The organism is Stenotrophomonas sp. Steno-Z4, from assembly GCF_056393145.1.
Genome location: NZ_JBWJPC010000001.1, coordinates 678,051 through 694,995, shown reverse-complemented (window position 1 = coordinate 694,995; position 16,945 = coordinate 678,051). Strand labels below are relative to the sequence as shown.

At 67.0% G+C, this 16,945-nt stretch carries 19 protein-coding genes; 10 read left to right on the top strand and 9 right to left on the bottom strand.

The window, feature by feature from the left end:
* The first annotated feature begins 135 nt into the window (after nt 1-135).
* From AC06E7_RS03105 to AC06E7_RS03095, 3 genes are all read left to right on the top strand, one after another.
* Complete coding sequence (locus AC06E7_RS03105) at nt 136-699, top strand: adenylate kinase (protein ID WP_068853913.1); 564 nt, start codon at nt 136-138, stop codon at nt 697-699.
* 368 nt (nt 700-1,067) lie between these two features.
* Complete coding sequence (gene mpl / locus AC06E7_RS03100) at nt 1,068-2,432, top strand: UDP-N-acetylmuramate:L-alanyl-gamma-D-glutamyl-meso-diaminopimelate ligase (protein ID WP_478062943.1); 1,365 nt, start codon at nt 1,068-1,070, stop codon at nt 2,430-2,432.
* An 11-nt stretch (nt 2,433-2,443) separates the two neighbouring features.
* Nucleotides 2,444-3,055, top strand: a complete 612-nt coding sequence (locus AC06E7_RS03095) for an LON peptidase substrate-binding domain-containing protein (protein WP_095363574.1) — start codon at nt 2,444-2,446, stop codon at nt 3,053-3,055.
* A gap of 108 nt (nt 3,056-3,163) precedes the next feature.
* On the opposite strand, the gene AC06E7_RS03090 is transcribed toward AC06E7_RS03095, so the two are convergent.
* Nucleotides 3,164-5,152: a bifunctional DedA family/phosphatase PAP2 family protein gene (locus AC06E7_RS03090; protein ID WP_478062941.1), complete on the bottom strand. Its 1,989-nt coding sequence runs from the start codon at nt 5,150-5,152 to the stop codon at nt 3,164-3,166.
* A gap of 56 nt (nt 5,153-5,208) precedes the next feature.
* Between AC06E7_RS03090 and AC06E7_RS03085 the strand changes: the two genes are divergently transcribed.
* From AC06E7_RS03085 to AC06E7_RS03075, 3 genes are all read left to right on the top strand, one after another.
* Entirely contained in the window at nt 5,209-5,871 is a 663-nt protein-coding gene (locus AC06E7_RS03085) for a protein kinase family protein (RefSeq protein ID WP_282247339.1), read from the top strand.
* Nucleotides 5,872-5,901: 30 nt separating this feature from the next.
* Nucleotides 5,902-6,189, top strand: coding sequence for a hypothetical protein (locus AC06E7_RS03080; protein ID WP_478062940.1), 288 nt, complete (start codon nt 5,902-5,904; stop codon nt 6,187-6,189).
* A 496-nt stretch (nt 6,190-6,685) separates the two neighbouring features.
* Entirely contained in the window at nt 6,686-7,180 is a 495-nt protein-coding gene (locus tag AC06E7_RS03075; RefSeq protein WP_478062938.1) for a hypothetical protein, read from the top strand.
* Nucleotides 7,181-7,366: 186 nt separating this feature from the next.
* On the opposite strand, the gene AC06E7_RS03070 is transcribed toward AC06E7_RS03075, so the two are convergent.
* Nucleotides 7,367-8,053, bottom strand: coding sequence for a hypothetical protein (locus tag AC06E7_RS03070; protein ID WP_478062936.1), 687 nt, complete (start codon nt 8,051-8,053; stop codon nt 7,367-7,369).
* An 86-nt stretch (nt 8,054-8,139) separates the two neighbouring features.
* Here AC06E7_RS03070 and AC06E7_RS03065 point away from each other — a divergent pair, with 86 nt between their 5' ends.
* Nucleotides 8,140-8,982, top strand: a complete 843-nt coding sequence (locus tag AC06E7_RS03065; protein WP_184127132.1) for an SDR family oxidoreductase — start codon at nt 8,140-8,142, stop codon at nt 8,980-8,982.
* A 53-nt stretch (nt 8,983-9,035) separates the two neighbouring features.
* On the opposite strand, the gene AC06E7_RS03060 is transcribed toward AC06E7_RS03065, so the two are convergent.
* On the bottom strand, nt 9,036-9,908 hold the full coding sequence (locus tag AC06E7_RS03060; RefSeq protein ID WP_184127134.1) for an ion transporter: 873 nt from the start codon (nt 9,906-9,908) through the stop codon (nt 9,036-9,038).
* 74 nt (nt 9,909-9,982) lie between these two features.
* Between AC06E7_RS03060 and AC06E7_RS03055 the strand changes: the two genes are divergently transcribed.
* Nucleotides 9,983-11,212, top strand: a complete 1,230-nt coding sequence (locus AC06E7_RS03055) for an acetylornithine transaminase (protein WP_068853906.1) — start codon at nt 9,983-9,985, stop codon at nt 11,210-11,212.
* A 172-nt stretch (nt 11,213-11,384) separates the two neighbouring features.
* Here the strand turns inward: AC06E7_RS03055 and AC06E7_RS03050 are convergent, their stop codons facing one another.
* Entirely contained in the window at nt 11,385-11,999 is a 615-nt protein-coding gene (locus AC06E7_RS03050) for an HAD-IA family hydrolase (RefSeq protein WP_478062934.1), read from the bottom strand.
* A gap of 125 nt (nt 12,000-12,124) precedes the next feature.
* Here AC06E7_RS03050 and azu point away from each other — a divergent pair, with 125 nt between their 5' ends.
* Nucleotides 12,125-12,571 (top strand): azurin, encoded by a 447-nt coding sequence (gene azu, locus AC06E7_RS03045; protein ID WP_478062932.1) that lies wholly within the window; start codon nt 12,125-12,127, stop codon nt 12,569-12,571.
* Nucleotides 12,572-12,596: 25 nt separating this feature from the next.
* Here the strand turns inward: azu and hemL are convergent, their stop codons facing one another.
* Nucleotides 12,597-13,886 (bottom strand): glutamate-1-semialdehyde 2,1-aminomutase, encoded by a 1,290-nt coding sequence (gene hemL / locus AC06E7_RS03040; protein WP_478062931.1) that lies wholly within the window; start codon nt 13,884-13,886, stop codon nt 12,597-12,599.
* Entirely contained in the window at nt 13,883-14,530 is a 648-nt protein-coding gene (gene thiE, locus AC06E7_RS03035) for a thiamine phosphate synthase (RefSeq protein WP_478062929.1), read from the bottom strand. The genes hemL and thiE overlap by 4 nt, the downstream gene beginning before the upstream one ends.
* A gap of 72 nt (nt 14,531-14,602) precedes the next feature.
* Between thiE and AC06E7_RS03030 the strand changes: the two genes are divergently transcribed.
* Entirely contained in the window at nt 14,603-14,794 is a 192-nt protein-coding gene (locus AC06E7_RS03030) for a rubredoxin (RefSeq protein ID WP_068853901.1), read from the top strand.
* A gap of 60 nt (nt 14,795-14,854) precedes the next feature.
* Here the strand turns inward: AC06E7_RS03030 and AC06E7_RS03025 are convergent, their stop codons facing one another.
* From AC06E7_RS03025 to rpiA, 3 genes are all read right to left on the bottom strand, one after another.
* On the bottom strand, nt 14,855-15,700 hold the full coding sequence (locus AC06E7_RS03025; protein WP_068853900.1) for a SirB1 family protein: 846 nt from the start codon (nt 15,698-15,700) through the stop codon (nt 14,855-14,857).
* 87 nt (nt 15,701-15,787) lie between these two features.
* Nucleotides 15,788-16,243 (bottom strand): DUF192 domain-containing protein, encoded by a 456-nt coding sequence (locus tag AC06E7_RS03020; RefSeq protein WP_068853899.1) that lies wholly within the window; start codon nt 16,241-16,243, stop codon nt 15,788-15,790.
* A 47-nt stretch (nt 16,244-16,290) separates the two neighbouring features.
* A complete protein-coding gene (gene rpiA / locus AC06E7_RS03015) occupies nt 16,291-16,938 on the bottom strand; it encodes a ribose-5-phosphate isomerase RpiA (RefSeq protein WP_093533643.1) in 648 nt (215 codons plus the stop codon).
* Nucleotides 16,939-16,945 lie beyond the last annotated feature (7 nt).

The window sequence follows — 16,945 nt, the reverse complement described above, 5'->3', positions numbered from 1 at the left end:
GGACCTTTGTCGGGGGGAAGGACATTGCAGGGACATTACCGGTATGAGGTAAAGTGCGCGTATTGCGGTGCAGCGTGATTGTGGACAATCCCGGGCGCGCGCCCTTCCGTTTTTTACCAAGTTGGAGTCAGGTTGATGCGATTGGTTCTGTTGGGACCGCCCGGTTCGGGCAAGGGGACGCAGGCGACGCGCCTGAAGGAACACCTGAACATTGCGCACATTTCCACCGGTGACCTGCTGCGCGCCGAAGTGGCTGCCGGCACCGAGCTGGGCAAGCAGGCCAAGGCCGTGATGGACGCCGGCAACCTGGTGTCCGATGACATCCTGCTGGGCATGCTGGAATCGCGCCTGGGCCAGGCAGACGTGGCCAATGGCTTCATCCTGGACGGTTACCCGCGCAACGTGGCCCAGGCCAACGCGCTGGACGCCGTGCTGGCCAAGATCGGCCAGCCGCTGGATGCGGTGGTGCAGCTGGATGTGCCGAGCGAACTGCTGGTCGAGCGCATTGCCGGCCGCGCCCAGGAACAGGGCCGCGCCGATGACAATCCCGAATCGGTGCGCAAGCGCCTGCAGGTCTACACCGACCAGACCGCGCCGGTGGTGGATTTCTATGCGGGCCGCGGCACCCTGGCGCGCGTTGATGGCGTTGGCGAGCTTGCCGACGTGGAAGCGCGCATCCAGGCAGCGCTCAAGCGCTGACAACCTACACGCGCACGCCCGGTCCTATCGGAACCGGGCGTGCGGTGTAGAGCGCCAGCGATCGGGCCTGCTCAGGGCCCCACACCATGAGCCCCCCTGGGGACGGCCTCTTGGGGAGTAGGACCATCGGGGGTAGTGCGGCTGGCGCGCTGAATTGTGTACGTGTTCACAGTACACCGCTATCGGGAATTCCCTGACAGCACGCGTAAAGCCGCGCGCTGTCGTCCCACAGTCTGCTCTGCAAACAGCGGGCCCCATTGTCTGCTTCCATACCCTGGCCGCTGCGCGGCCGCCCCCTGACTCAGGGGGCTACCCCCCACATGCTTTGCGTCTCCCCTTCAGAGTGGGCTTTGGGCGACAATCGGGTGATGAGCACGATCCACATTCTTGGAATTGCCGGCACCTTCATGGGCGGCGTGGCCGCCCTGGCGCGGGAACTGGGCCATACGGTCCGTGGCAGCGACCAGGCGATCTATCCGCCGATGTCCACCCAGCTGGAACAGCTGGGCATCGCCCTGGACCCGGGCTATCGCGCCGACAGCGTGGCCCGCGACTGCGATGAAGTCGTGGTCGGCAACGCGTTGTCGCGTGGCAACCCGGCCGTGGAAGCGGTGCTGGATGCCGGGCAGCGCTACATCTCCGGCGCGCAGTGGCTGTCCGAACAGGTGCTGCCGGGCCGCGACACGCTGGCCGTGGCCGGTACCCATGGCAAGACCACCACCACCACCATCCTGACCTGGCTGCTGCAGGCCGCCGGCCGTGAGCCGGGCTTCCTGATCGGCGGCGTGGCCGAGGATTTCGGCGTGTCCGCACGGGTGGGGCAGGGCCGCGAGTTCGTGGTCGAGGCCGACGAGTACGACACGGCGTTCTTCGACAAGCGCAGCAAGTTCGTGCACTACCGCCCGCTGGTGGCGATCCTCAACAACCTCGAATACGACCACGCCGACATCTTCCCGGACGTGGCCGCGATCCAGCGCCAGTTCCACCACCTGGTGCGCACCGTGCCCGCGCGCGGACGGCTGATCGTCAACGGCGAAGACACCTACCTGGCCGAAGTGCTGGCGATGGGCTGCTGGACGCCGGTGGAACGCTTCGGTTTCGACCCCGGGTTGGAATGGCATGCCGAACTGGTCAATGCCGACGGCAGCGCCTTCATCGTGCACCACCGTGGCGTGGCGCTGGGCGAAGTGCGCTGGTCGCTGCTGGGCCGCCACAACGTGCTCAACGGCCTGGCCGCGTTGGCGGCCGCTCACGCGGTAGGCGTTGCGCCGGCCAGCGTGATCCCGGCATTGGCACGGTTCCGCAGCGTCAAGCGACGCATGGAAGTGATCGGCGTGGCCGACGACATTACGGTCTACGACGATTTCGCCCATCATCCCACCGCCATCCGCACCACGCTGGAAGGCCTGCGCGCCAAGATCGGCCAGCGCCGCATCGTGGTCGCGATGGAGCCGCGCAGCAACTCGATGCGGCTGGGCGCACACGCCGATGCGCTGGCCCCTTCGCTGGGGCTGGCCGACGCGGTGGTGTTCCTGCACCGGCCGGAACTGGCCTGGGATGCGGCCAGCGTGATCGCCGCCGTGCGCGGCGACGCGCACGCCGTGCCCGATACCGACGCACTGCTGGCACGACTGGGTGCCACCGCGCGGCCGGGCGACCACGTGGTGTTCATGTCCAATGGCGGCTTCGACGGCGCGCCGCGCCGCTTCCTGGCCCAGCTGCAGGCGCGGTGATCGGGTTGGCCATGACCGATTCCGTTGCCACGCTGCCGCTGTTCCCGTTGCACGCGGTGCTGCTGCCCGGCGCCACGCTGGGCCTGCGCGTGTTCGAGCGCCGCTATCTGGACATGCTGCGCGAGTGCAGCCGCAACAACACCCACTTCGGGGTCTGCCTGATCCTGGACGGTGATGAAGTCGGGGCCCCGGCCACCCCGGCCGCCCACGGGGTGGAAGCGCGCATCGACGATTTCGACATGGGCGACGACGGCGTGCTGGTGCTGCGCCTGCGTGGCCATCGCCGGTTCCATGTGCGCCAGGTACGGGTGCGCGACAACGGCCTGATCATGGCCGAGGTGGAATGGAGCACGCCCGACCACGACGACGAACTGCGCCCGGAACATGCGCTGCTGTCCACCGTGCTGGGCCACATCATCGAACAGGCCGGCACCGCGTTCGCGCCCGCGCATCCGGCGCTGCTGGACCAGGCCGCCTGGGTCGGCTGGCGGCTGGCCGAACTGCTGCCGCTGGAGGAATCGCAGCGCCTGCAGCTGCTGCAGCACGACGACCCGCACCAGCGCCTTGACGCGCTGCTGCGCTGGATGCCGGCCAACTCAACGCCGATCGACGAGAACTGGTAACCCGAACCGGGTGACCCCCCCGGGTGCCTCCGCCCGGGTGCCCCCGACCGGTAGATCACGACCGGTAGATCACGACCGGTAGATCACGACCGTTGGTCGTGATCGCTCTCAATACGTCCGCACGCGCAACACCGGCATGCCGGTCTCAGGATGCGTGTCCACTTCCTGCGGCAACCCTTGCAGCGCCTCGCGCACCGCCTTCAGCGACGGATCGATGCCGCGCATCGGCCGCCACATCCCGATCAGGTGGAAGTGCTGGTAGTGCAGCGTCTGCGCGCTGCCCAGCCACAGCGGCTGGTCGCCCGGCTGCAGCTGGGTAGCGGCCGGCCACAGGCGCAGCGCGAAGATCTCGTTGGGCGCATTGCCCGGGCGCAGCAGCAGCAGCGATTCGACCTGCGTATCCAGCGTGGCCGGCAGCACCGGCACTTCGTCCGGGGTGGCCGATTTGTCCAGCATCAGCAGCGCCTGTTCCCAACCGGCCTGCGGCTGCACGCGCCAGCCCTGGCTTTCCAGGCGCTCGCGCAGCGGCGCCAGCGGCCCGGCCACCTGCACGTCCAGCGGCCAGCGCTGGTCATCATCGAATTCATTGCGGCGCGAAGGCTGGGCGCGCCACTGGCTGCCCCACCAGTCCTGCGCCGCCACATTGGCCGGCGCCGGCTGGGCCGGCTCGAAACGCTCCAGCTTCGCCTCGGTATTGCGCGGCGCATACCACAACGCGGCCACCGCGAAAGTACCGTAGAACAGCCACGACACCGGCTTGACCCAGAACGAGCGGTTGAAGCGGCGGCGGTAGGCGATGCCCAGCACCAGCAGCCAGAAGATGCCGAACAGCATCCCGCCGACCACGTCGCTCAGCCAGTGCGCGCCCAGGTACAGCCGCGAGAAGCCGATCAGGCTGACGATGATGCCCGACAGCAGGTACGGCCACACACGGGTGCGGCCGGGCAGCTCGCGCGCGATCAGCACTGCGAAGAAGCCGAAGGTGATGGTGGCCATGGTCACCGACACCGACGGGAAGCCGAAGCCGCTGCTCGCCCCCGGCGGGCGCACCACGGTCACCGTGGCGCCCAGCAGCTTGGTCAGCGCCAGCCCGAAGGCCAGCGCGGCCAGCCAGTGCGCGGCCGCCATCCAGCGCCGGCGCCAGATCAGGTAGCCCATGGTGACTGCCGTGGCAGGCAGCAATACCGGCCAGGCGCCCAGCGAGGCCAGTGCCGCCATCGGGTAATCAGCCAGCGGATTGCGCAGCGCCAGCATCGCCTGGTGCACGGCCAGGTCCAGGCTGAGCGGTTCGCCGTGGGCCACCACCGCCATCAGCAAGGCGAACCAGCACCAGCCCAGCAACAGCAGCATCATTGCCAGCATCGCCAGCGGGACCGATTCACGGCGCTGGGGGTCGAACACCGACACCGAGTAGCGACCCAGGGTGGGGTGGCGCTGCGACCAGCGCAGCAGGCCGGCCAGCCAGCTGTCCATGCGCGCGGCCGACCAGCGGTAGCCATACAGCACGATCGCCCAGACCACGCCCATCACCACGCCCACCAATGCCAGCACCATCACCAGCCGTCCCGCCACGGCGGCCACCGCGTCGTAGGCCTCGCCCAGCACCCAGCCCGGGGCCAGGAACAGCACCGCCCAGGACAGGCTGGCGATGCCGCTGGCCTGCACATAACGCATGGCCGGCATGTTCATCATGCCGGCGATGGCCGGCACGAACGGGCGGATCGCGCCTACATAGCGCGCCACCAGGATGCTCTTGAAGGCATTGCGGCGGAACATCGTCTCGCCACGGTCGAGCAGCTGCGGATAGCGGCTGAACGGCCAGAAGCCGCGCAGGCGGTCACCCCAGCGCCGGCCGATCCAGTAGCTGATGCCATCGCCGGCGAACGCGCCCAGCGCCGCGCACGCCACGGCGTACGGTCCGGATATCTGGCCCAGGCCGATGAACACGCCCACCGCGAACAGCAGCGGCAGCGCGGGCACGATGGCGCCAAGCACGATGACGGCATCGCAGAAGGCGATGAGGAAGATGACCGCACCGGCAAGCACGGGGTGAGCTGAGATCCACGCAAGCGTGGCATCGATCCATGACGAGTCCATCGGGGGATTATAGAGGGGGCAAAGTGACTGACTCCCGGCCAGCTAGAATGGCCGGCATGAATCGCCCGCTCCCGCCTGCCGCACACGCCCTCAAGGCCGACAGTTTTGGCCGCATCCTGCTGATGGAGGAGGGCGGCACGCGCTTTGTCCGCCGCGACCTGCTCGCCACCCCGTGGTGGCTGCGGCTGCCGGCCTGGTGGCTGGCCCGGCGTGAAGCCCGCGCGCTGGCGCATCTGGATGGCATGCCCGACACCCCGGCGCTGCTGGCCTGGAACGGGCGCTGGCTGGACCGCAGCTTCATGGCCGGCGACGCGATGTACCAGCGCCCGCCGCGCGGCGACCTGGCCTACTTCCGCGCCGCACGTCGGTTGCTGCAGCGGGTGCACCGCCACGGCATCGCCCACAACGACCTGGCCAAGGAAGCGAACTGGCTGGTGCGCGAAGACGGCAGCCCGGCGCTGATCGACTTCCAGCTGGCCGTGATCGGCAACCCGCGCTCGCGCTGGATGCGCCTGCTGGCCCGCGAAGACCTGCGCCACCTGCTCAAGCACAAGCGCATGTACTGCCGCGAGTCACTGACCCCGGTGGAAAAGCGCGTACTCAAGCGCCACTCGTGGGTGCGCGACCTGTGGTTCCGCACCGGCAAGCCGGTGTACCGGTTCGTGACCCGGAAGATCCTGCACTGGGAAGACAATGAGGGGCAGGGGCCGAAGCCTTGACCGACAGCTATGTGCCACATGAGTAGCGACATGCAGAGGATCAAAGCGGCGTTGGCTGCCCTCAACGAAGGCCGGGTTGAGGTCGATGCATTCTGTAGGAACTTCGAAGACCTCTGGAACTTTCATGTCGATAGGTCGATCCTGCCGGACGACCTGTGTGCGTGTCTAGGCTCGCTCTTCGATGAGGTGGTGTGGTTCAGTCCGTATCCGCGTGAGGATTGGGACTACCCGGGGTATCGCGACGAAGTTCAGATCAGGCGCGCCGTGGCGCCTGTAATGGCGATGCTTGGCTTGAATGCCAAGCCTGAAATGGGTTGATGCTGATGAATCCTGTAGCTTGAAAAGTGCTCTGCCCAGCTTGAACAGAGCCTTGGCGCAAACAGCGCCTCTCGAGGCCAAGGGGAACTGGTTGATATTTCCCCTGCGATCAGTCCTTACGACGAACTCAAGCGCGCAATTGCGAAGATCGAGGTTGCTACCCCTTGTTTGTAGATTGGAGTGGTCAGGTATATGTTGCCTCGATTCGCTCACCTCGATGGAAAAGCGCATGCTAAATACGCCCCACGTAGCACTCGCACTGGCAGCGCTCGCGCTCGGCATCTGGGCGTATTGCGCGATGCCCGGCTGGGTGGGGCTGCTTGTGTGTGGCTTTCTGCTGTTGTGCGCGTTGGTCGCAACCGTCATTGCCGCGCTGCGGCGTGGGGCGCGGAATCGGGTCGCACGACTCTGGAGGGAATTCTTCGATTCCCTCTACGGACTCTGAAGCACCAATGAGATGTGAATACTGGGGTCAACGCCGCAGGAAGGTGAGGTAATGAGCAGTTTTGTTGAACCCGCAGATATTGGGGAGGCACTCGCCGAGTACAGGCGCCGCCTGGCTGATCATGCGAATGATGAGCTCATCGCGGATTTCATTGTTTTCTGCTGGCAGGCCGTCGACCCCGGCCGAGTGGCGACTTTGGATTTGTCTGATGAGTTGGTCGATGCATGTGCAGATCAGCTGTCCGAGCTCTTGAAGTTGGCCACCACCACCTGTGGCAAATGGAGTGCCCCACTGTTCTGGAAGCGCTACATTGAGTGGGCTGACTTGGCAGAAGTGCTGTCAATCGATGAATGCAAGTTGTTCATGCATAGGTCGGCGGAGTACGTTGAGCCAGCGTTCTTCGTGTTCCTGGCGTCTGGTGGAGCGGAAATGCGCTCTGAAGCGATGATCTTGCTTGCGCAGCATTCGGATGCGACTACCACGCGGTCCCGATACGTCAGATCTGTTCTGGAGAGTCGGCGAAGGACGGAGCGTGCGTTTCGTTAGGGAAGCCGCGGTTCCGATTTGTGGAACACAACCAGCTCAGAGCTCGCTGATTACCCTCGCGCCAGTGCGTGCGGACCCGAGGTCGGCACGCGAATCAAGGGCTGCGGCGTGGAGCACGGCAACGGGTTGCACGGCTGTGGAGGGAATTCTTCGATTCCCTCTACGGACTCTGATGCACCGACATGCTTACGGTGCCACGGGCACCAACGCGATGAAATTGCGCTTGGCGTCGAAGTCATAGCCCATCTGCACGCTTCCCAGGTCGGGGCAGGCGTGGCACTCGCGCAGTGGCGTGCGGTACAGCAGGCGAACGCCGCCGCCGTCCAGCGGGGCGGTGCCCGCCGCCTGTGCCGGGGCGAACGGTGTCGCCTGCGGATCGGTGGCCAGCAGCGCCTGTACGGCTGGGTCGGCGCGCAGCGTGTCGTCAAGCTGCACGTTGTCCACGTCAATGCGCTTGCCGCTGGCATCGATCAGCCGCGTGCCTTCGTTGGTGTTGGCGCGGAACGGGTAGTTGACGGTCGCCACGCCGACGCCATCCTGGTCATGCCAGGCAACCACATGGGCCAGCTCGCCGGCACTGCTCAGCTGCTCGGCGGCGGTGACGGCATCGTCACTTGCACCACCGGCCAGCATCGCCTTCATCAAGCACTCGCGGGTGGCTGCGGCCTCGCCCTGGCGGCAGGCATTGAGGTCGCCACTCCAGACCACCGCGTTGCTCCAGCGCAGGGTGCCGTTGGCGGGTGATTGGGCGGTGGGGGTGTTGGCGGTGCCAGCAGGTGCTGCATCGGGCGCGGCGGCGGTCGGCTCGCGTTGGCAGGCGGTGGCGACCAGGACCACGCCGACGGCAATGAACAAACAGCGGGAACGGCGCATGGTGAATACCTCGCAGCAGTAGCCGGGGCAACAACTATCGTCAAGGGGCGGTTAATTGCGCGTGGGCGCGGCATACTTGGCCGATCATGAGACCGCAGGAGTTGATCGACGTGGCCAGTCTGCAAGGGAAAACCCTATTCATCACCGGCGCCTCGCGCGGTATCGGTCTGGCAATTGCGTTGCGCGCTGCGCGCGATGGCGCCAACGTGGCGATTGCGGCGAAGTCCGCCGTGCCCAACCCGAAACTGCCGGGCACCATTCATAGCGCCGCCGAAGCGGTCACCGCTGCGGGCGGGCAGGGCCTGGCACTGAAATGCGACATCCGCGAAGAAGACCAGGTGCGCGCAGCGGTGGCGGCCACCGTGGATACCTTTGGTGGCATCGACATCCTGGTCAACAACGCCAGCGCGATCTGGCTGCGCGGCACGCTGGATACGCCGATGAAGCGGTTCGACCTGATGCAGCAGGTCAATTCGCGCGGCAGTTTCCTGTGCGCGCAGGCCTGCCTGCCGCACCTGCTGCAGGCGCCCAACCCGCACATCCTCACCCTGGCGCCGCCGCCGAGCCTGGACCCGAAGTGGTGGGCCCCACATACCGGTTACACGCTGGCCAAAATGGGCATGAGCTTCGTTACGCTGGGCCTGGCGGCAGAGTTCGGGCCGCAGGGCGTGGCGGTCAATGCGCTGTGGCCGCGCACGGTGATCGCCACTGACGCAATCAACATGATTCCCGGCGTGGACGTGGGCGGCTGCCGCACACCGGAGATCCTGGCCGATGCCGCGCACGCGGTCCTGACCCGCGAGGCGGCGGGTTTCAGCGGCCAGTTCCTGCTGGATGACGAGGTGTTGGCGGAGGCTGGAGTTACCGATCTTTCCGGGTACGCGGTGGATCCCTCGCGCCCGTTGCTGCCGGATCTGTTCCTGGATTGACGGGGTGGCAGGCATTGCGCGGGACCCGCCATGCGTGTCCCACGTAGACCCGATCATTGATTGAACGTCTCCGGCAGCCGCTCACCGCACTGCCGGCAATGCTTCGCATCCGGCTCATGCCCTTCCAGCCCGCACGCCGGGCACCCGCGCGCATCGCGCTTGGACGCGCGTTCGGCATCGCGCATGGTATTGGCCAGCTCCGCGGTGTAGATGCCGGTAGGCACGGCGATGATGCTGTAGCCGATCAGGATCAGCACCGAGGTCACGAAGCGGCCCAGTACCGTCTGCGGCACGATGTCGCCAAAGCCCACCGTGGCCATCGTCACCACCGCCCAGTACATCGCGCTGGGAATGCTGGTGAAGCCATGGTTCGGCCCTTCGATCACGTACATCAGGGTGCCGGCGATGATCGTGATGGTGATCACCGTGAACAGGAACAACAGGATCTTGCGCCGGCTGCGCCACAGCGATTCCATCAGCACGCCGCTTTCTTCGATGTAGCGGGTCAGCTTGAGGATGCGGAATACGCGCAGGATGCGCAGCGCACGCACCACCAGCAGGCTCTGCGCGCCGGGGATGAACAGCGACAGGTAGGTGGGCAGGATCGAGGCCAGGTCGATGATGCCCCAGATGCTGAAGGCATAGCGCAGCGGCCGCTTCACCACCACCAGCCGCAGCAGGTATTCGGCGGTGAACAGGATCGTGAAGCCCCACTCGACCACGTACAGCCAGCTGGCGTGTTCGATATGGAAACGCTGCACGCTGTCGAACATCACCACCAGCACGCTGGCGATGATGGCGTAGACCAGCAGCAGGTCGAAATTGCGCGACGGCCGGGTGTCGTGGCGGTAGATGATGTCGAACCAGGTCCGGCGCCAGCCGGAGTCGGTGGCGGGGTTCAGCTGGGGGGCGCGCAGGGGGTGCATGGGCCGCATTGTGCCCCAGCCGGTGGAGGGGGAGAATGGACCCCCTTCCCGGACCCCTCGGACCCCTGACCGCCATGACCGCTGCTGCCCCCGATCCGCTCCTGTCCCTGTCGCATTACTACCTGCCGGTGTACAAGCCGCGCCAGGTGGTGCTCGAACGCGGCCAGGGCGCCCGCGTCTGGGACAACCAGGGCCGTGAGTTCATCGACCTGGCCGCCGGCATTGCCGTGTGCGGCCTGGGCCACAACGATCCGGACCTGAAGGCCGCGCTGATCGAGCAGGCCGGCAAGCTGTGGCACACCAGCAACGTGTTCTACAGCGAACCGCCGCTGCGCCTCGCCGAAGAGCTGGTCACCGCCTCGCGCTTCGCCGAGCGCGTGTTCCTGTGCAATTCCGGCGCCGAAGCCAACGAAGTGGCGATCAAGCTGGTGCGCAAGTGGGCCTCCTCGCAGGGCCGTCCGGCCCACCAGCGCGTCATCGTGACCTTCCGTGGCAGCTTCCATGGCCGCACCCTGGCGGCGGTGACCGCAACTGCGCAGCCGAAGTACCAGGAAGGCTACGAGCCGCTGCCCGGTGGCTTCCGCTATGTGGACTTCAACGATGAAGTGCAGCTGGAAACGGCGATGGCCGCCGGCGACGTCGCTGCGGTGATGCTGGAGCCGATCCAGGGCGAGGGCGGGGTGATGCCGGCCAAGCCGGGCTTCATGAAGCGCATCCGCGAGCTGTGCGACCAGCACAACGCGCTGATGGTGCTTGATGAGATCCAGGTCGGCATGGGCCGCACCGGTACCCTGTTCGCGCACTGGCAGGACGAGATCAAGCCAGACATCGTGACCCTGGCCAAGGCGCTGGGTGGCGGCTTCCCGATCGGCGCGATGCTGGCCGGCCCCAAGGTGGCCGAGACCATGCAGTTCGGTGCGCACGGCACCACCTTCGGCGGCAACCCGCTGGCGGCGGCCGTGGCGCGCGTGGCGCTGCGTAAATTGTCGTCGCCGGAGATCGCACGCAACGTGAGCCGCCAGTCGCAGGCGCTGCGCGATGGGCTGGGGAACATCAATGACGAGTTCAAGGTGTTCAGCCAGGTGCGCGGCCGCGGCCTGATGCTGGGCGCGGTGCTGGACAAGGATTTCGCCGGGCAGGCCGGGGCCATCCTGGATCATGCTGCCGAGCATGGGCTGCTGACGCTTCAGGCCGGGCCGGATGTGCTGCGGTTCGTGCCGGCGTTGAACATCAGCGATGAAGAGATTGCCGAAGGCCTGAAGCGGTTGCGGGCTGCGGTGCAGTCGTTCGTCGCGTCGCGTTGAGGAAGGGCCGCCGACTGACGGTAGCCGACTAAGAGCAGCCGACTAACAGTCGGCTCTACACGTCGGTGTTCCCGTCCCGTTGGGGGTAGAGCCGACTGTTAGTCGGCTGCCCTGCATCAGGCATCGATGCCGAACCGCGGGGTAGAGCCGACTGTTAGTCGGCTGCCCTGCATCAGGCATCGATGCCGAACCGGTGCATGAGCCTGCCGAAGCTGCGGCTGTCGCGCGCGGTATCGGCTTGCAGCCCGGCCAGGCGCGCGCCGCGCACATTGACGAACAGGTCGTCGACGAACAGGGTGCGGGCGGGACGTGCGTCGAGCCGTTCCACCGCTTTCAGGAACACCGCCGGGTCGGGTTTGCGCCCGCCCAGTTCGCCACTGCACAGGATGCGCCCTTCCAGCATCGGCGCCAGCGTAGGCAGGATGCGTGGAATGGTCTGCGCCATCAGTGCGCCGTTGTTGGTGAGGATGGCGATCGGCATCACCTGCGCGATGCGCTGCACGCGCTCTACCACGCCTGTCTGCGGCGGCGAGGCGGCGATGCGCGCGTCCTGCCATTGGGCGAGGCTGATGGTCACGCCGAGTGCATCACCCAGTTGCTGCAGGTAGCGCGTGCTGTCCAGCCCCAGATCGAACTGCTGTTCCAGTCCGCTGTCGAACAGTGCCGCGTGCACCTGCGCGGGCGTGCATCCGCAGGACTCGGCCAGGTGGCGCACACGCAGGTGCCGTGCGTAGTTGACCAGCACGCCATCGAAATCCAGCAGCAGGCAGTCCAGGGCAACCGGCATGTTCCACTCATGTGCGAAGCGACAGCCGACGTTACCGCACTGTCGGGGATCGCTGCGACATCCCGTCGCACCACGCCCTGCGTCGGGCTGCCTAGAATTGCAGTGACTGAAGGATGGAGAACGCCGTGAAACTGTTTGTCCCCATGATCCTGGCAGGGTTGGCATTGGCGCCCGTCGCACAGGCACGCGTGTGTGCGGTCAGCATCGACAGCACCGACCAGATGAGCTTCAGCAGCAAGGAGATCAAGGTGGCCGGCGACTGCAGCCAGGTGAAGCTGACCCTGCGCCACACCGGCAAGCTGGCGGCCACGGCGATGGGGCACAACTGGGTGCTGACCCAGGCGGCGGACTACCAGCCGGTGGCGCTGGCGGGCATGCGGATGACGCTGGCCGACAGCTACCTGCCGAAGAAAGATCCACGTGTGCTGGCAAATACCGCGGTGATCGGCGGCGGGCAGAGCACCAGCGTGACCTTCCCTACCGCAGCATTGCGCAAGGGCGGCGACTACACCTTCTTCTGCTCGTTCCCCGGGCATTTTGCGATGATGAAAGGCAGGTTTGTGTTCGGCTGATGCCGAACACAAACCTCCAGGCTGCTCAGCCCTTGGCGACCTTGAACGCCTCGCGCGCGGCGTCAATCGTTGCGTCGATGATGCTGTCATCGTGCGCGCTGGACAGGAAGCCGGCCTCATACGCCGACGGGGCCAGGAACACTCCGCGCTCGAGCATCGCGTGGAAGAAGCGGTTGAACGCGGCGGTATCGCAGGCCGTGGCCTGGGCGTAGGTTTCCACCTTCTGGTCGGTGAAGAACAGCCCGAACATCGCGCCCACCTGGTTGGTGGTTACCGCTACACCCGCATCGGCCGCCGCAGCTTCCAGCCCGGCGCACAGGCGCGCGCTGGCCGCCGACAGGCGGTCGTGGAAGCCCGGTTCCTGCACCAGTTCCAGCATCGCCAGGCCCGCGGCCATGGCCACCGGATTGCCGCTCAGGGTGCCGGCCTGGTAGATCGGGCCGGCCGGGGCGATCTGCGACATCAGCTCGCGGCGGCCGCCATAGGCACCCACCGGCATGCCGCCGCCGATGATCTTGCCGAAGGTGGTCAGGTCCGGGGTGATGCCGTAGTGCGCCTGCGCGCCGCCCAGCGCCACGCGGAAGCCGGTCATCACTTCATCGAAGATCAGCACCGTGCCGTACTGCGTGCAAAGCGCGCGCAGGTGCTGCAGGTAGCCGTCGCGCGGCGGAATGCAGTTGGCGTTGCCCACCACCGGTTCGATGATCAGGCCGGCGATGTCCGCGCCCTGCTCGGCGAACAGCGCGGTGGCCGCCTCGAAATCGTTGTAGGGCAGGGTCAGGGTGAGTTCGCTCAGGCCGGCCGGCACGCCCGGCGAGGTCGGCACGCCCAGGGTCAGCATGCCGCTGCCGGCCTTGACCAGGAACGAGTCGCCGTGGCCGTGGTAGCAGCCTTCGAACTTCACGATGCGGCTGCGGCCGGTAGCGCCGCGCGCCAGCCGGATCGCCGACAGGGTGGCTTCGGTACCCGAATTGACCATGCGCACCATCTCGCACGAGGGCACCAGCCGGGTCAGCGTTTCAGCCATGGTCACTTCGGCCGCGCACGGCGCGCCGAACGACAGGCCGTTGTTGATCGCGTGCTTGACCGCCTGGCGCACCGCGCTGTGGTTGTGGCCGACGATCATCGGGCCCCACGAGCCCACGTAGTCGATGTAACGGTTGCCGTCGACGTCGTACAGGTACGGGCCGTCGGCGCGCTCGACGAAGAACGGCTCGCCGCCCACCGACTTGAACGCGCGCACCGGCGAATTGACGCCGCCCGGAAGCAGTTCCTGGGCGCGGGTGAACAGGGCGTGGGACTGGTCGTGCTTCATGCGGAAGGGTCCTGGAAACAAGCAAGGTAGGCGTGCAGGGTGGCCACCGGGTCGTTGGCGGCGAAGACGCTGCTGACCACGGCCACCAGATCGGCGCCGGCGGCGATGATCGGGCCCACATTGTCCGGCGTCAGCCCCCCGATCGCCACCCGCGGCACTCCGAGTGCGGCGCTTTGCCGCAGCAGGTCCGGGTGGGCGCGGCTGCTGGTGACCTTGGTGGTGGTCGGGAAGAAGGCGCCAAAGGCCACGTAGCTGGCCCCGGCGGCCAGCGCCCGTTCGGCGTTGGCCAGCTGGTCATAGCAGGAGGCGCCGATGATGGCGGCCGGGCCGAGCAGGGCGCGCGCGGCGCCGATGTCGCCATCGGTGCCGCCCAGGTGCACGCCGGCCGCGCCGACCTCCAGGGCCAGGGCCGGGTCATCGTTGATGATCAGCGGCACCCCGTGCGCGGCGCACAGGTCCTGCAGGGCAAGCGCCTGCTCGCGGCGCAGCGCGTCGCTGGCGGTCTTGTTGCGGTACTGCAGCCAGGTGGGGCCGGCCGCCAGCAGCGGCGCCACGCGGGCCAGCAGGCGGGCGGTATCGGCCTCGTCGGGGGTGATCAGGTACACGCCGCGCGCGGGCGCGGCCGGGGAAGCAGGGAGCGTCATCGATGGCTACCGGCAGAACGACGGGAGTGGGACAATGGCCTATGACCGTACTGCCCAACGCCTGATTATCCGATGACCGACGCCACCGCCACCACCTTCCGCACCTGGATGTGCGTTGTCTGCGGCTTCATCTACAGGGAAGTCGATGGCCTGCCCGAAGAGGGCATCGCCCCGGGTACCGCCTGGGAAGACGTGCCCGACACCTGGACGTGCCCGGACTGTGGCGTGACCAAGGACGATTTCGAGATGGTCGAGATCGATTGACCGGTAGCGTTAGCGGGTAGAGCCGACTGACAGTCGGCTCTACCGGCGGGCGGCCCAGGTTCAATGCAGGCGCGGTACGCGCCCCCCCATTTCCACCAGCTTCTCGCGCACCCACTGCGCATCATTGGCCTGGCCGTTGCGCTGCAGGTACAGGGCCAGGTCCTGGCGCGCGCCGGCCTGGTAATCCAGCTGCAGGTAGGCCAGGCCGCGGTCGCGCAGGGCATCGTCCTGTTCCGGGGCCAGCTTCAGCAGGCGGTCGGCACTGCGCGCGGCGCGGTCCCACTCGCTGCGCTCCACATATACGCCGTGCAGGTTGCGCAGCATCCGCATCAGGATCGCCCGCGCCGGGGCCGCATCCAGGATCTGCGCCAGCACGCTGTCGTCGGGCACTTCGCCGCCCAGGTGCGAGCGCGCGCGTTCGCGCAGCTCCTCCACGTCCAGCGGCCGCCCGCCGTTGAACGGGTCCATGACCAGCATCCCGTCGTCCACCGGCAGCCGCACCAGGAAATGGCCGGGGAAGGACACGCCGTCCAGCGGAATGCCCAGCCGCCGCGCCACTTCCATCTGCACCATGGCCAGGGAAATCGGGTTGCCCAGCCGGCGTTCGAACACCTGGTTGAGGTAGCTGTTACGGGGGTCGTAATACTCGCCATGGTCGCCGCCATAGCCGAGTTCATCGAACAGGTGGCGATTGACCGCCGCGATCTTGAGCGGCCAATGCTCGATCGTGTCCACCTCGGTGCGCAGGTGGTCGGCGTGGCTCTGCACCAGCGCGTCATAGACCTGCGGGTCCAGGTCGGGGTATTCGTCGCGGGCGATCAGCAGCGCCGTGGGCAACAGCGGCAGCGCCTCGTCGTCCAGTTCGGCCAGGGAGTCCCACGCCGGCAATGTCATTGGCGCCTGCATGGACACAGACTGGCGACAAACGCGGCCCGATTCAAGCGGGATCGCGTGAAAACTCCGGGACTGGCGGGGCGTGCCCGCCAGCCCGGTTCAGGGCTTGTCGGCGATACCCGGGCCGAAGGTCAGTACCGCGCCATCCTGCAGGCCCAGCTTCTCGGCCTGGCCGGCGTTGAGTTCCAGCACGTAACGGGCCGGGCCGCTGCTGGGGTAGGGCGGGCAGCGGTCGCCGGCCGAACACGGCGGCACATCGCGCTGCTGGCTCACCAGGCGGCGCTGGTCATCGAAATACAGGATGTCCAGCGCGATCTTGGTGTTCTTCATCCAGTACGCCTGCAGCTCCTGGCGGTCGTGCACGAACAGCATGCCGTGGTCGGCGGGCATCTCGTCGCGGAACATCAGGCCGCGCGTGCGGCTTTCATCGTTGGTGGCCAGTTCCACCTGGTAGCGGGCCCCGCCCAGTTCCACCCAATGGCTGGCACCGGCGCTGGCACAGCCGGACAACGTGAGCAGCAACAGCAGCGGCAGCAGCAGGCGCATGAAGGGCATGGGCGATCCTCGCAGAAGAGCCGGCACGGGCGTGCCGACGGTGGATATCAGAACACCATCGGCGGTTCACCGCCAACAATCACCACATCGGCCGGGCGGCGCGCGAACAGGCCCACGGCGACCACGCCGGGCAGCTGGTTGAGCTCGCGCTCCAGCGCCACCGGGTCGGTGATCTGCAGGTGGTGGATGTCCAGGATCTGGTTGCCGTTGTCGGTCACCACGCCTTCGCGCCAGGCCGGCTGGCCGCCGGTCATGTCCATGATGCGGCGGGCAATCAGGCTGCGCGCCATCGGGATCACTTCCACCGGCAGCGGGAATCTGCCCAGCACCGGCACCTGCTTGCTCGGGTCGATGATGCAAACGAAGCGCTCGCTGGCCTCGGCGATGATCTTCTCGCGGGTCAGCGCGGCGCCACCGCCCTTGATCAGGCACTTGTTGCCGTCGCACTCGTCGGCGCCGTCCACGTACAGCGACAGGCCGCCGGTGTGGTTGAGTTCCAGCACCTCGATGCCGTGCTGCTTCAGGCGCGCGGTGCTCTGCTCGGAGCTGGACACGGTGCCCTTGATGCGGTGCTGGATGCGGGCCAGGCCGTCGATGAAGTAGGCAACGGTGGAGCCGGTGCCGACCCCGACGATCATGCCGTCTTCGACGTATTCGAGGGCTTTTTCTGCGGCGAGGCGTTTGGCTTCGGACATGGCGGGA